This window comes from Jatrophihabitans sp. YIM 134969 (assembly GCF_054456675.1).
On record NZ_JBTJEQ010000029.1, the window covers coordinates 46945 to 60741 of the forward strand.

A 13797-nucleotide genomic window follows, 5' to 3' on the forward strand; every position below is an offset into this window, starting at 1 on the left:
CCGCCCCGGGTCACCCGGTGGGAGCGGGCGTCACTGGTCGAGGTAGGCGAGGACGGCCAGGACGCGGCGGTTGTCGTCCTCCGACGGCGGCAGGCCGAGCTTGGAGAAGATGTTGTTGGTGTGCTTGCCGACCGCCTTCTCGGTGATCGTCAGGGCCGCGGCCACGGCCGCGTTGGACCGGCCCTGCGCCATCTGTCCGAGCACCTCGAGCTCGCGGGGGGTGAGCGTCTGCAACGGCGTGCGCCGCCGCCCGAGCAGCTGCGACACCACCTCCGGGTCGAGGGCGGTGCCGCCGGCGGCGACCCGGCGGACGGCGTCGACGAACTGCGCCGGGTCCGAGATCCGGTCCTTCAGCAGGTACCCGATGCCTCCCAGGGCGTCGGCCAGGAGCTCGTGGGCGTAGAGCTGCTCGACGTACTGCGACAGGACGAGCACCGGGAGACCCGGCACCTGACGTCGCGCCTCGATGACGGCGCGCACGCCCTCGTCGGTGAACGTCGGGGGCAAGCGGACGTCGACCACCGCGACGTCGGGGCGTTGCTGCACCAGTTCGCGCAGCAGGTCAGGGCCGTTGTCGACGGCCGCGACCACCTCGAACCCGCTGGCCTCGAGCAGCCGCACCAGACCGTCGCGCAGCAGCGCCAGGTCCTCCCCGATGACTATGCGCACGGGACCTCCAGGACGATCCAGGTGGGACCACCCGGGGGACTGTCGACGGTGACGGTGCCGTCGAAGGCGGCCAGCCGGCGCCGCACCCCGACCAACCCGCTGCCGTGGCTGTCGAGGCAGGCGCCGCCGCAGCCGTCGTCGCCGACAGCGGCCCGCAGGACCCCGGGACCACGGTCCGCCTCGACCACGCTCAGCTTCACCCACCCGCGCTGCGCCCCGCTGTGCCGCACGACGTTGGTGAGCAGTTCGGCGACCGCGAAGTACACCGCGGACTCGACCGGTGCGCTCAACCGGTCGACGCCCTCGGCCTCGACGGTGACCTCGACCGGGCTCGCCATCGCCGCCGCCTGGACCGCGCCGACGAGTCCGCGGTCGGCCAGCACCGGCGGGTGGATCCCGCGGACCACGCTGCGCAGCTCGACCAGGCCGGCGCTGGTGGCCTCGCGGGCCTCGGCGATCAGCGCGCGTGCGCCGGCCGGGTCACGGTCGAACATCTGCTCGGCCAGGCCGAGGTTCATGCCGAGGGCGACGAGCCGCGCCTGCACACCGTCGTGGAGGTCGCGTTCGATGCGGCGCAGCTCCGCGGCGCTGGCGTCGACGGCCTGGGCGCGCGTCGCCGCGAGCTGCTCGACCCGCATGCGTAGGGCGCCGCCCTCGGTGGGGCGCAGCAGCGACCGGGCGGCCCGCGCCCGCAGGATCATCAACTGCGGGGTCGCCCACCACCACGCGAGGGCGAACGCCACCGCGAAGGCCCACGCGATGAACGAACTGGCCTGCGAGTCGAACCGGACGAAGCCGTAGTCGGCGGCGAACAACCCCGTGGGCGTGACGAGCCACAGCAGGGGGAAGGCCGCGTACCAGAGGATCCCGCACGCGAGCACGACGACGGCGGCGCTCAGCACGACCCCGTAGGTCGCCGCGACGACGAGCCAGGTGAGGTCGCGCCAGGTCGCGGGGTCGCCCACCACGATCAGCCCGCGGCGCCACCAGTTGCCCGTCAGCGGGCGGTAGTAGTGGGGGACCGGTTGCCCGAGCACGCGCCCGGCGACGAACCGTTCGATGTGGGCGAAGCGGCGGACCACGAGGGTCGCCGCGATCGCCATCGGCGTGCCGACCACGGTGAGCACGAGCCCGCCGCCGAGCAGCGAGAGCGTCCAGCCCACGGCCAGTTCGACGACGCCGGCGACGACCAGGGCGAAGGCCAGGGCGGTGAGGCCGCTGCGCGCGTGCCAGCGCGTGGGCATCCGGGCCTCCGTGGTCGTGGTCGGGTCGTCCGCGGTGGGCGGGCACCGCTTGGTGTCGATGGTCCCACCGGGCCGATGCGGATCCGGCGGCGCGTCGCACGAGGTCGAGGTCACCGTCGGCCGGCCCGATGCACAGCCGCCGACGTGTGTCGCCACAGCCTCGTCACAGTCCCGGCGCCCGAGGGGGGTCTAGGCCCACCACGGATCCGCTCCGTGGACCCACTGCCTCCACGCCCGCGGCCGGTCAGGCTGGACGCACCCCCTCGAACCGACCCGGAGGCCACCTGCTGTGACCGCTGTCCTGCCCGCGCCCGTCGCCACCGCGACGCTCACCGGCACCCCGTCCCGCTCCCGCGCGAAGACCGAGAGCGACTTCGGTCCGCTCGTCGCCCTCGTCAAGGAGCACGACCTGCTCCGGCGTCGCCGAGGCATGTACGTCGCGTCGGTCCTCGGGGACTCGCTGCTGCTCGTCGCGACCGTCGTGATCCTCCTGGCCGCCGGCGGATCGTGGTGGGCGCTGTGCGCCGCGGCGCCGCTCGCGCTGTGGAGCGCTCGCATCGGCTTCCTCGGCCACGACGCCGGTCACCGGCAGGTCGCCCGCACCCCGCAGATGAACCGCCGGCTCGGCCTGGTCCTCGCCAACGTGCTCTCGGGCATGAGCCAGGGCTGGTGGGACCGCAAGCACAACCGCCACCACGCCAACCCCAACGACGTCGAGAAGGACCCCGACGTCGGCACCGGCGTCATCGCCTGGACCCCGGAGCAGGCGGCCGACGACCGCAACGGCGTCCTGAAGTGGCTCGCCGCCCACCAGGGCTACGCGTTCATCCCGATGCTGACCCTCGAGGGGCTCAACCTCAAGGTCGCGAGCGCCCAGGACGTGTGGAAGCGCAAGGCGTGGGGCGAGATCGCCCTGCTGCTGACGCACGCCGTCCTCTACTTCGGTCTGCTGTCACTGGTGCTGAGCCCGCTGCAGGTCGTGGCGTTCTTCTTCGTGCACCAGGCGATCTTCGGCCTGCACCTCGGCCTCGCGTTCGCGCCGAACCACAAGGGCATGCCGATGCCGCAGCCGGGTGAGCACTGGACCCACCTGCAGCGTCAGGTCCTGACGTCGCGCAACGTGCGCCCCCACCCGCTCACGGACTGGCTCATGGGCGGCCTGAACTACCAGGTCGAGCACCACCTGTTCCCGAGCATCCCGCGCCACTCGATGGGCGCGCTCAAGCCGCTGGTCATGGCGCACTGCGAGACGCAGGGGCTGCCGTACACCGAGACCTCGGCGCCGAAGTCCTACGCCATCGCGCTCGCCTACCTGCACGAGGTCGGCACCGAGCTGCGCTGACGCGTCCCCACACACGACAACGGCGGCCGCCCCCTCGGGGACGGCCGCCGTTGCTGTGTGCATCAGTTCTTGCGCAGCGGTGAATCCGGCGGCAGCACCAGGTTCTCGCGGGAATCGGGCAGCACACCGACGAGCGGGTCGTCCTCCCGCGCGAGGATCGGGGTGTCGCGGTTGAGGGTCTCGCCGCGGAAGAACGGCTTGTACCGGGTCATCGCGATCAGCATGAGGATCAGGCCGAGCACGAACGAGCCGACCCCGATGAGGAACGCCCAGCCGATCTGGTGCTCGGTACCCGGGATGGTGAACACCACGTAGCTGTTGATCGGCTTGTAGTCCTGGTAGACGGTCAGGGCGAGGCCGCCGAACATGATCAGGCCGCCGAGGAACGGGATGAGCCCGCACAGGAAGAACGTCCGGGCGTTGTCCAGCAGTTCCTTGCGGTAGTACCAGGCACACGCGAAGCCGGTCAGCCCGTAGTAGAACGCGATGAGCATGCCGATGGCCGTCACGGCGTCGGCGATGAGGCCGCCGTCGCTGTAGAAGTTCACGGCCAGGTAGAACAGCGCCGAGACCACGCCCATCCAGATCGTCGACGACGTCGGGCTGAAGTACTTCGGGTGGATCTTCGCGAACGTGTCGGGGATGGCCTTGTAGACGGCCATCGACAGCGTGGTCCGGGCCGTCGGCAGGATCGTGGTCTGCGTCGAGGCCGCGGCCGAGGTCAACACCAGCAGGATCAGCAGCTTCGACATCACCTGGCCGAAGGCGCTGTCGCCGAACACCGCGTTGCCGACCACGGAGAGGATGTCGGTGGCGTTGTCCTCGTTGGCGAGCCCGATCCCGCTGTCACCCACCCCGGCGAAGGTCTGGGACGCCAGCGAGACGATGACGTAGGTGACCAGCAGCAGCAGGGTCGAGATGATCGCGGCGCGGCCGGGGGTCTTGTCGCGGTCCTTGGTCTCCTCGTTGATCGCGACAGCGGAGTCCCAGCCCCAGTAGATGAAGAGCATCAGGATGATGCCCTGGGCGAAGGTGTTGATGCCGTCGACCTTGAAGGGGTTGAACCAGTCCCACGACGGCGTGATGGCGGTGGCGGGCGCGCCGCTGCCCAGGCCCTTGACCAGGGCGGTGACCGCGAAGATCACGAGCACCACGACCTCGAGCGCCAGCAACGCCTTCTGGATGTTGGCCGAGAGCTCGACCCCGCGGTAACAGATCCACGTCATGAGGGCCATCCAGATGAGGCCGACCAGCAGCACCCACCCGCTCGCCGCGTTCGCGCCGATGCCGTCGGCGCCGAACAGCAGGAACACGTACTGGCCGGCGACCTGGGCGAGCGAGGCCATGACCAGGACGTCGGCGGCGATGATGCCCCAGCCGCCCATCCACCCCGACTTCGGACCGAACGCCTTCGTGGCCCAGGTGAAGGTCGTGCCGCAGTCCGGCTCGCGCTTGTTGAGCTGCTGGTAGCCGATCGAGACGAACAGGATCGGCACGAACGCGAGCACGATGACCGCCGGCGCCTGCAGGCCGACGAGGATGACGACGTACCCCAGCGTCGCCGCGAGCGAGTACGCCGGCGCGGTCGATGCCACGCCCACCACCACGCTCGAGGCCAGGCCGATCGCGCCGGACTTCAACCCCTTGCCACCGTCGTCGCGGTCGTAGCTCGGGGCGCCGGGTGGTGGTGGTGTGCTGGTGGCGGTCAACGGGTTCCCCTCCTGGGGCCGCGAGGGCCCACGTGTCCGGTGACGGGTGCGGATGGAGGGTCATTCATCCAGCTGAGCGTCGCGGGTGCAAGGGTTTCGGTGTTTCGACTCCGTTTCCACGATGGATTCCGTCGCCGTCACTCGCTACGGTGACGGGATCCGCATCGCTACTCGTCGAGGAGTGTCCTGATCGTGCGTGTCGCCGTCGTCGGAGCCGGTGGAGTCGGGAGCGCCGCCGTGCGCATCCTCGCCCGGCGTGAGTTCCCCACCCGTGTGATCGTCGCCGACCACGACCTGGCCAAGGCCGAGGCGGCCGTGGCCGCGGTCGCCGACGACCGGTTCGAGGCCGCCCGGGTCGACGCCTCCGACCAACTCGCCCTGGCCGAACTGCTCGCGGACGTCGACGCCGTGCTCGGCGCGACCGACCCGCGGTTCACCATGCCGATCTTCCGGGCGGCGTTGGAGACCCGGACCACCTACCTCGACATGGCGATGTCGCTGTCGACCCCGCACCCGGAGCGCCCGCACCAGCTGCCCGGGGTCAAGCTCGGGGACGAGCAGTTCGCCCTCGCCGCCGACTTCGAGGCGGCGGGCGTGCTGGCGCTGGTCGGCATCGGGGTCGAGCCGGGCCTCGCTGACGTCTTCGCGCGCTACGCCGCCGACGAGTTGTTCAGCGAGATCGACGAGGTCGGCATCCGCGACGGCGCCAACCTCGAGGTGCTGGGTGACGACGGCGAACCGATCGTCGCCCCGAGCTTCTCGATCTGGACCACGATCGAGGAGTGCCTCAACCCGCCGGTGATCTGGGAGAACGGCGACTGGACGACCACCGCGCCGTTCTCCGAGCCGGAGGTCTTCGACTTCCCGGAGGGCATCGGCCCGGTCGAGTGCGTCAACGTGGAGCACGAGGAGGTGCTGCTCGTCCCACGCTGGGTCGACGCGAAGCGCGTCACCTTCAAGTACGGCCTCGGGAACGAGTTCATCAACGTGCTGAAGGTGCTGCACGCGCTCGGCCTGGACTCGACCCGGCCGGTGCGGGTGGGCGGGGTCGAGGTCTCACCGCGCGACGTCGTCGCCGCCTGCCTGCCCGACCCGGCCACGCTGGGGGACCGGATGCGCGGCAAGACCTGCGCCGGCACCTGGGTGCGGGGGACGGGCAAGGACGGCAACCCGCGCTCGACCTACCTCTACCACGTGGTCGACAACGCGTGGTCGATGGCGGAGTACGGCGCCCAGGCCGTCGTGTGGCAGACCGCGGTCAACCCGGTGGTCGCCCTGGAACTGCTCTCGACCGGCGCCTGGAGTGGCGCGGGTGTGCTCGGACCCGAGGCCCTGCCGCCGATCCCGTTCCTCGACCTGCTCCGTGACGGCTACGCCTCGCCGTGGGGCCAGCAGGAGCTCGACCCGGCCTGACGGCTCGTGCCGAGACCCTGGTGTCCGAGACCTCGGTGACGAGACCCCGGTGACGAGACCTGGGTGACGAGACTTCGCCGAGTGGTCACGTCCGGCGTCGAGTGGTCACCAATTCCTGCCCACTCGACGGGGAAGGTGCCCACTCGCCAGAGCAGGGCCCGGGGAGGACGTGACCACTCGCCCGGAGCGGGTGTCGGCTACCTGCGCCAGGAGGTCCGGCGGACCACGGCGTCGCGGATGAGGGCGACGACGAGCAGGGCGGCGAACGCGAACAGCGCGACCTGGCCCGCCTTGTTGTAGTGGGTGGCGGTGGCCATGAGGATCAGGATGATCGCGCTGACCCACCCGCCGATGCGGGCGTACTTGCCCCACTCACCGTGCCAACCCCAGTCCTCGGGGGTCTCGGTCGGGTGATCGTGCACGTAGTCGGCGGGCTGACCCTCGTGCGCGTCGAGCTCACTGCCGGGCTTCGGGACGATCGCCATGGGGTGGATTCTGCCAGTCCGGGAAGCGGGAGGATGACCGGGTGACAGATCAGCGCCGCCGCGTCGTCCTGTTGGGGTCCACCGGGTCGGTGGGCACCCAGACCCTCGAGGTCGCCCGGCTCGCCCCGGAGCGGGTCGACGTCGTCGCCGTGGCCGCGGGTGGCAGCCGGCCCTCGAGTGTCGAGACCCTCGCGGAGCAGGCCGCGGAGTTCGGCGTCGAGGCGGTCGGCCTGGCGAACGAGGACCACCGCGAGGCGCTGGTCGACGCGCTGCGGGTCCGGTTCGACGGCCGTCCGCTCCCCGAGGTCGTCACCGGCCCGACCGCCGTGCAGGAACTCGCCGCGCGCGACGCCCACACCGTCCTCAACGCGGTCGCGGGCAGCCTCGGGCTCCGCGCGACCCTCGCTGCGATCGACGCCGGGTCCACGGTGGCGCTGGCCAACAAGGAGTCACTCATCGCGGGTGGGCCGTTGGTCACCGCGGCGGCGAAGCCCGGGCAGCTGGTCCCGGTCGACTCCGAGCACTCGGCGCTCGCGCAGTGCCTGCGCTCGGGATCGGCGGGCGAGGTCGCCCGGCTGGTGGTCACGGCGAGCGGCGGGCCGTTCCGGGGTCGGACCCGCGAGCAGCTGCGGGACGTCACCCCGGCCGAGGCCCTGGCCCACCCGACCTGGGACATGGGCAAGCTCATCACCACCAACTCGGCGACGCTGGTCAACAAGGCGCTCGAGGTCATCGAGGCCCGGCTGCTGTTCGACGTCGACTACGACCGCATCGACGTCGTCGTCCACCCGCAGTCGGTGGTGCACTCGATGGTGACGTTCGTCGACGGCGCGACCATCGCCCAGGCGAGCCCGCCCGACATGCGCCTGCCGATCGCGCTCGCCCTGGGCTGGCCGGACCGGATCGAGGGCGCCGCCGGACCAGTCGACTGGACCGTGGCGTCGTCCTGGACCTTCGAGCCACTGGACGAGACGACCTTCCCGGCGATCGCGCTGGGCCGCCGGGCGGGCCTCGCCGGCGGCTGCGCCCCGGCCGTCTACAACGCGGCCAACGAGGAACTGGTCGACGCCTTCCACGACGGCCGGCTGCCGTTCCTCGGCATCGTCGACTCGATCGGCACCGTCGTGGAGCAGTGGCTGAGCGAACACGGAGGAGGGGGCGGGAACCCCCGTACCGTCGAGGACGTCGAAGAAGCGGAGCAGTGGGCGCGCGCCCGCGCGCGGTCGCTCCTAGTCTGAACCCTCCCGGTCGCACCGGGTGAGTCGTCGTGAGAGGCCCTGAACTGTGTGGTTGTACGCGCTCGGCGTCCTCATCTTCGTCGTCGGGCTGCTCGCGTCGATCGCGCTCCACGAGTTGGGCCACCTGAGCTTCGCCAAGCTGTTCGGCGTCAAGGTCACCCAGTACATGGTCGGTTTCGGGCCGACCGCCTGGTCGCGCAAGAGGGGTGAGACCGAGTACGGGATCAAGTGGATCCCGCTCGGCGGCTACATCCGGATGATCGGCATGATCCCGCCGCGGGCCGACGGCAAGCGGTCGCGCTGGCCGCGCCGCCTGGCGCTGGCGGTGGAGGACTTCCGGGCCACCAGCCGGTCCGAGGTGCTCGCGCCCGAGGACGAGCCGCGGCAGTTCTACCGGCTGACCCCCGGCAAGAAGATGCTCATCATGCTCGGCGGGCCGATCATGAACTTCGTCATCTTCCTGGTCCTCGCCAGCGTCCTGCTGCTGACGATCGGCACCCAGACCCAGGGCGCGCCGACCACCACCGTCGCGCTGGTGAGCGACTGCGTGGTGCCGGCCGGTGTCACCGCCACCGAGGACGACCCGTGCCCCGCGGGATCCTTCCCGGCGCCCGCCAAGGGCAAGCTGCAGAACGGCGACGTCATCACCGCCGTCAACGGCACCCCGGTCACCTCGTGGGACCAGGAGTCGCAGCTCATCCGGTCCAACCCCGGCACGCCCATCACCATCAGCGTCAAGCGCGGCGACGGCACCGCCGAGCTCACCGTCACCCCGCGCGCCGTGCAGGTCACCGAGGACGGCCGGACCACGACCGTGGGCCAGGTCGGCTTCTACCCGTACGCACCGGTCTCGTTCGTCAAGTCCTCGCCGAGCGAGGTGCCCGGCCAGATCGGCAGCCAGATCGCGCAGGGGGTCACCGCGCTCGGGGCGCTGCCGTCGAAGATCTCCAGCCTGTTCGGCACGGTCTTCGAGGGCAAGCAGCGTGACCCGGAGGGCGCGGTCGGCGTCGTCGGACTCGCCCGCATCGGCGGCGAGGTGTCGTCCTCGAACGCCTTCGACCTCGAGCAGAAGACGGCCATCCTCATCTCGCTGCTCGCGGGCCTGAACCTGCTGCTGTTCTTCTTCAACCTGCTGCCGCTGCTGCCGCTCGACGGCGGCCACGTCGCCGGGGCGCTGCTGGAGGCGGCCAAGCGGGGCTGGGGCCGGCTCCGCAAGCGCCCGTGGGCGGGTCACGTCGACACCGCCCAGATGCTGCCGGTCATGTACGGGGTCGCCGGTGTGCTGTTGGTCTTCACCCTGCTCGTCGTCTACGCCGACATCGTGAAGCCGATCACCATCTCGTCGTAGTCGCCGTCGCCTCGGGCGTGCGCCGACGGTGAACAGTCGCTGGCGCTCTCCCGCGGTCTCAGCCCCCGGGTGGACAATGGGTCGCGTGAGTGCGACTCCTGTGACGCTGGGTTCTGTCATCCCGACCGGAGCGGGCAACGCCCTGCCGGTCATCCCCGCGAACCAGGTGGCCCCGCCCGTGCTCGCCGAACGCAAGCCGACGCGGCAGCTCGACGTCGGCGGCGTCAAGGTCGGCGGCGGCGCGCCCATCAGCGTCCAGTCGATGTGCACGACCCTGACCTCCGACGTCAACGCCACCCTGCAGCAGATCGCCGAGCTGACCGCGAGTGGCTGCGACATCGTCCGGGTCGCCGTCCCCAGTCAGGACGACGCCGACGCGCTGCCCGCGATCGCGAAGAAGTCGCAGATCCCGGTCATCGCCGACATCCACTTCCAGCCGCGCTACATCTTCGCGGCCATCGACGCCGGCTGCGCCGCGGTCCGGGTCAACCCCGGCAACATCCGCGAGTTCGACGGCAACGTCGGGGAGATCGCCCGCGCGGCGAAGGCGTCGGGCACCCCGATCCGCATCGGCGTCAACGCGGGCTCGCTCGACAAGCGTCTGATGGCCAAGTACGGCAAGGCGACGCCCGAGGCGCTGGTCGAGTCCGCCCTCAACGAGGCCGCGCTGTTCGAGGAACACGACTTCTTCGACTTCAAGATCTCGGTCAAGCACAACGACCCGGTCGTCATGGTCCGCGCGTACGAGCTGCTGTCCGAGCAGTGCGACTACCCGCTGCACCTCGGCGTCACCGAGGCGGGGCCCGCGTTCCAGGGCACGATCAAGTCGGCCACCGCGTTCGGCGCGCTGCTGAGCCAGGGCATCGGCGACACCATCCGCGTCTCGCTCTCGGCCCCGCCGGTCGAGGAGGTCAAGGTGGGCCTCGCGATCCTCGAGTCGCTGAACCTGCGTCAGCGCCGGCTCGAGATCGTGTCGTGCCCGTCGTGCGGGCGGGCCCAGGTCGACGTCTACACCCTCGCCGACCAGGTCACCGCGGGCCTCGAGGGCATCGAGGTGCCGCTGCGCGTCGCCGTCATGGGCTGCGTCGTGAACGGACCCGGCGAGGCCCGCGAGGCCGACCTGGGCGTCGCGAGCGGCAACGGCAAGGGGCAGATCTTCGTCAAGGGTGAGGTCGTCAAGACCGTCCCCGAGAGCAAGATCGTGGAGACCCTCATCGAGGAGGCCATGCGCCTCGCGGAGGCCATGGAGATCGACCCCGAGGCCGACCCCGCCGTGTCGGCCGGGTCGCCCACCGTCACCGTGCGTTGACCCCGGCGGACCGGGGTACGGTCCGATCATGAGCGCCACCGTCGCGCCGCCCCCGGTCGAGGGCCCCTCCGGGCTGCCCGCGGTCGAGGTCCTCGACGACGTCGACCGGTGGTCACTGCAACGGTTGCTGGAACGGCACCCGTACGCGGCCTGTGTGCTGGCCGCCCGGATCGCCGCGGCCGGATCGCTGCACCCCGCCCGTCTCGGCGGTGAGGTGCTCGGCGTCCGTGACCCGCGCACGCGGCAGATCCTGGCCTGCTGTTTCGTCGGCGGCAGCGTGGTGCCGGTCGGCGGTGACGTCCGAGCGTTGGCTGCGCTCGGCCGCGCGGTCGGCTCCCGGCAGCGGCGGGCCACCGAACTGGTCGGCGAGGCGGACACCCTGGCCGCGCTCTGGGCGCAGGTCGCTCCGGCGTGGGGCCCGCCGCGCGCCGACCGCTGGCGCCAGCCGCTGCTCGTCCTGGACCGGGCCCCGCGGGTCCGGCCGGACCCCGGCGTGCGGGCCGCGGTCCCGGCGGACCTCGACACGTACGTTCCCGCCGCCGCGGCGATGTTCGCGGGCGAACTCGGGGTCAGCCCCTATGCCACCGGCGGCGAGGCCGCCTACCGGGCGCGGGTCGCCGCGGTGGTCGCTGCCGGCCGCGCCTTCGTCCGCACCGACCGCCGGGGCCGGGTGCTGTTCAAGGCCGAGATCGGGGCGGTGTCCGCGGACACCGCCCAGATCCAGGGCGTCTGGGTCGACCCGGAGTTCCGGGGTCAGGGTCTCGGCGCGGCCGGGGTGGCCGCGGTCGTCGTCGAGGGCTTGCGGATCGCGCCCGCGGTGAGCCTCTACGTCAACGACTACAACCACGCCGCCCGCCGGGTCTACGCCCGCCTCGGGTTCGCCGAGGTCGGCACGCTGGCGACGATCCTCTACTGACCGGCGGTCACTCGGCCTTGTCCTTGAGGCGCTTGGTGTACTGCTTCAGCGCCCGCTCCAGGCCGTCCTCGAGCTCGATGCCGCGTGCGTCGATCGCGTCGAGGAAGTCGCCCAGGACCTTGGCGTCGATGGCGCAGTGCTTCGAGCCGTTGGGCAGCGCGATCGGGCCGCCGCCGAGGTCCAGGCCGCCGGAGTCGCCCGGTCCGGGGGCGGCGGGGTTGTCGGGGACGTAGACGACGCGGGACAGCTTGATGACGGGCACGGGCTTCTCCTCGGTACGGGTTCGTGGTGGGACGGGTGTCGTGGTGGGACGGGTGTCGTGGTGGGGCGGCTGTCGTGGTGGACGGTCAGGGACGTCGGGCGTGCGACGCGTGGTCGGCGGGGATCCGCGCGGCGAACGCCGCGGCCTGGGTGCGGTTCGCGGCGCCGAGCTTGCGGAGCAGGTTGGTCACGTGCACGCCGACGGTGCGTTCGCTGATGAACAGCCGCTGCGCGATCTCGCGGTTGGTGCTGCCGTCACCGAGCAGGTCGAGCACGTCGATCTCACGGGCCGTGAGGCCGTACGCCGTGCCCGTCCCGCTGGTGGCCGGCGGCGGGCGTTCCTCCTCGGCGTCGCCGGGCAGGGTGAGGCGGGCACGGCGCACGAGCGCGTCCGCGGCGGCGAGCAGCGGTGCGGCCGGCAGGCGTTCGGCGATCGCGCGGCCACGGGCGACCGCCTCGGTGGCGGCGGCCCGGTCACGTCGGTCGACGTACGCCTCGGCCTGTCGGATCAGACACCACGCCTCGTCGTGCGGGCGGGCGGCCTCGCGCCACAGGTGGACGGCCCGGGTCCACCGGGCGGGGTCGTCGTCGCCGGCGGCGCGGCCCGCCTCGGCGAACGCGGTGACCCGTTCGGCGCGGAGGTTGACGTCGTGGTCGGGGTCGTCGTCGTCGCCGTCCCCACCGCCGTCCGGAGGTTCGAACGCCGCCAGCAGCCGCTCCCGCCGGGCGACGGTGTCGGGGTCGGTGCGTGGGCCCGGGCGGTCGGCCTCCGCCCGCAGCCCGATGAGGGCGAGCGCGCTGCGGTAGTGCGGGTCCTCGGTGCGTTCGAGCGCCTCGACCACGGTCGCGTAGCAGTTCGGGAAGTCCTGCTCCTGGCGGAAGCACTCCGCCGTGGTCTCCGCGATCGCGACGACGATCGCGGGCTCGTCGGCGGCGAGCAGGGGCGTCGACGCCGCGAGGCTCGCGCGCGCGCCCGGGACGTCGCCCATGGCCAGCTGCAGGGCGGCCTTCTCGATGTAGAGGTGCAGGGCCTGCCCGCGCACGGCGCGGCCGACCAGCAGGTCGTCGAGGATCGCGGCGCACTCGGCGTAGCGCCCCCGCCGGATGAGCATGTTCGTGGCGTTGGAGGCGAGGGCCGCGCCGACGACCAGTTCCAGGCCGTGTTCCGGGAGCACCCGCAGCCCCTCGAGGGACGTCTCGACGGCCAGGTCGACCTGGCCCGTGTACTCGTACGCGACGACGAGGTTGGAGTACGCACGGCACAGCACCCCGGCGTCGCCGCCGGCGCGCGCGAGCTCGACGCCCTCGAGCAGCGGCGTCAGCCCGGTCTCGTCGCCGAGCACGACCGCCGCGGTACCCCGGGTGACCAGCGCGTCGGCGAGCACCGACCCCGGGGACACCGCCCGGGCGGCAGCCACGGCGCGGTCGGCGTCGCGGACGGCCTCGTCGAAGCGCGCCATGATGAACGCCGCGCGGGCCCGCCCGGCCCACACCTGCGCGTGGACCGCGCTGAGTCCCGGCCCGAGGGCCGCGTCGGCGGCCTCGAACGCGGCCATGGCCTCGCTGGGACGACCCGCCTCCCACCGGTAGAGCGCGACCCGTTCCAGCGCGGCGGCGTGCGCCGGTCCCGGCGGATCCGCGGGCGTGGCGGACATCGCGGTGGCGAGCACGTCCGCGGCCGCGCCGGGTTCGCCCGCCAGCCGCGCTGCCTCCGCCGCCTCGAGGGCGAGGGGCAACGGGTCGTCCCCGGTCGGGGTGGCGAGCACGGTCCGGTAGTGCGTCCAGGCCTCGCCGTACGCGGCGAGCGCCGTGAGGCCCCTCGCCGCGCCGAGCGCGGCGGCCGCCGCGGCGGCGTGGTCGCCG

12 protein-coding genes are annotated in these 13797 nt (G+C 72.3%); 6 read left to right on the top strand and 6 right to left on the bottom strand.

The annotated features are described in order from the left end of the window. Nucleotides 1–30 precede the first annotated feature (30 nt). Both ACXR2U_RS15565 and ACXR2U_RS15570 read right to left on the bottom strand, forming a co-directional pair. On the bottom strand, nt 31–669 hold the full coding sequence (locus ACXR2U_RS15565) for a response regulator (RefSeq protein ID WP_458825975.1): 639 nt from the start codon (nt 667–669) through the stop codon (nt 31–33). Then, nucleotides 660–1913 (bottom strand): sensor histidine kinase, encoded by a 1254-nt coding sequence (locus ACXR2U_RS15570; protein ID WP_458825976.1) that lies wholly within the window; start codon nt 1911–1913, stop codon nt 660–662. Before ACXR2U_RS15570 ends, ACXR2U_RS15565 begins: the two co-directional genes overlap by 10 nt. 289 nt (nt 1914–2202) lie before the next feature. On the opposite strand from ACXR2U_RS15570, the gene ACXR2U_RS15575 reads away from it, so the two are divergent. Further along, nucleotides 2203–3255 carry a fatty acid desaturase family protein gene (locus ACXR2U_RS15575; protein WP_458825977.1) on the top strand — a complete coding sequence of 351 codons (1053 nt, stop codon included), beginning with the start codon at nt 2203–2205 and terminating at the stop codon, nt 3253–3255. Between the two features lie 62 nt (nt 3256–3317). On the opposite strand, the gene ACXR2U_RS15580 is transcribed toward ACXR2U_RS15575, so the two are convergent. After that, on the bottom strand, nt 3318–4964 hold the full coding sequence (locus tag ACXR2U_RS15580; RefSeq protein WP_458825978.1) for an APC family permease: 1647 nt from the start codon (nt 4962–4964) through the stop codon (nt 3318–3320). A 192-nt stretch (nt 4965–5156) separates the two neighbouring features. Here ACXR2U_RS15580 and ACXR2U_RS15585 point away from each other — a divergent pair, with 192 nt between their 5' ends. Continuing rightward, on the top strand, nt 5157–6377 hold the full coding sequence (locus ACXR2U_RS15585; protein WP_458825979.1) for a saccharopine dehydrogenase family protein: 1221 nt from the start codon (nt 5157–5159) through the stop codon (nt 6375–6377). Nucleotides 6378–6574: 197 nt separating this feature from the next. Here the strand turns inward: ACXR2U_RS15585 and ACXR2U_RS15590 are convergent, their stop codons facing one another. Beyond that, entirely contained in the window at nt 6575–6862 is a 288-nt protein-coding gene (locus tag ACXR2U_RS15590) for a DUF2631 domain-containing protein (RefSeq protein WP_458825980.1), read from the bottom strand. 41 nt (nt 6863–6903) lie between these two features. Between ACXR2U_RS15590 and dxr the strand changes: the two genes are divergently transcribed. From dxr to ACXR2U_RS15610, 4 genes are all read left to right on the top strand, one after another. Further along, complete coding sequence (gene dxr / locus ACXR2U_RS15595; protein ID WP_458825981.1) at nt 6904–8100, top strand: 1-deoxy-D-xylulose-5-phosphate reductoisomerase; 1197 nt, start codon at nt 6904–6906, stop codon at nt 8098–8100. Nucleotides 8101–8146: 46 nt separating this feature from the next. Further along, on the top strand, nt 8147–9448 hold the full coding sequence (locus ACXR2U_RS15600; protein WP_458825982.1) for a M50 family metallopeptidase: 1302 nt from the start codon (nt 8147–8149) through the stop codon (nt 9446–9448). Nucleotides 9449–9524: 76 nt separating this feature from the next. Further along, nucleotides 9525–10757: a flavodoxin-dependent (E)-4-hydroxy-3-methylbut-2-enyl-diphosphate synthase gene (ispG, locus tag ACXR2U_RS15605; RefSeq protein WP_458825983.1), complete on the top strand. Its 1233-nt coding sequence runs from the start codon at nt 9525–9527 to the stop codon at nt 10755–10757. A gap of 28 nt (nt 10758–10785) precedes the next feature. Beyond that, nucleotides 10786–11673 carry a GNAT family N-acetyltransferase gene (locus ACXR2U_RS15610; protein ID WP_458825984.1) on the top strand — a complete coding sequence of 296 codons (888 nt, stop codon included), beginning with the start codon at nt 10786–10788 and terminating at the stop codon, nt 11671–11673. Between the two features lie 7 nt (nt 11674–11680). Here the strand turns inward: ACXR2U_RS15610 and ACXR2U_RS15615 are convergent, their stop codons facing one another. Together ACXR2U_RS15615 and ACXR2U_RS15620 are read right to left on the bottom strand one after the other, a co-directional pair. Further along, nucleotides 11681–11935 carry a hypothetical protein gene (locus ACXR2U_RS15615; RefSeq protein WP_458825985.1) on the bottom strand — a complete coding sequence of 85 codons (255 nt, stop codon included), beginning with the start codon at nt 11933–11935 and terminating at the stop codon, nt 11681–11683. An 85-nt stretch (nt 11936–12020) separates the two neighbouring features. Beyond that, nucleotides 12021–13797, bottom strand: a 1777-nt coding sequence (locus tag ACXR2U_RS15620) for a LuxR C-terminal-related transcriptional regulator (RefSeq protein WP_458825986.1), incomplete at its 5' end; no start/stop codon positions are given.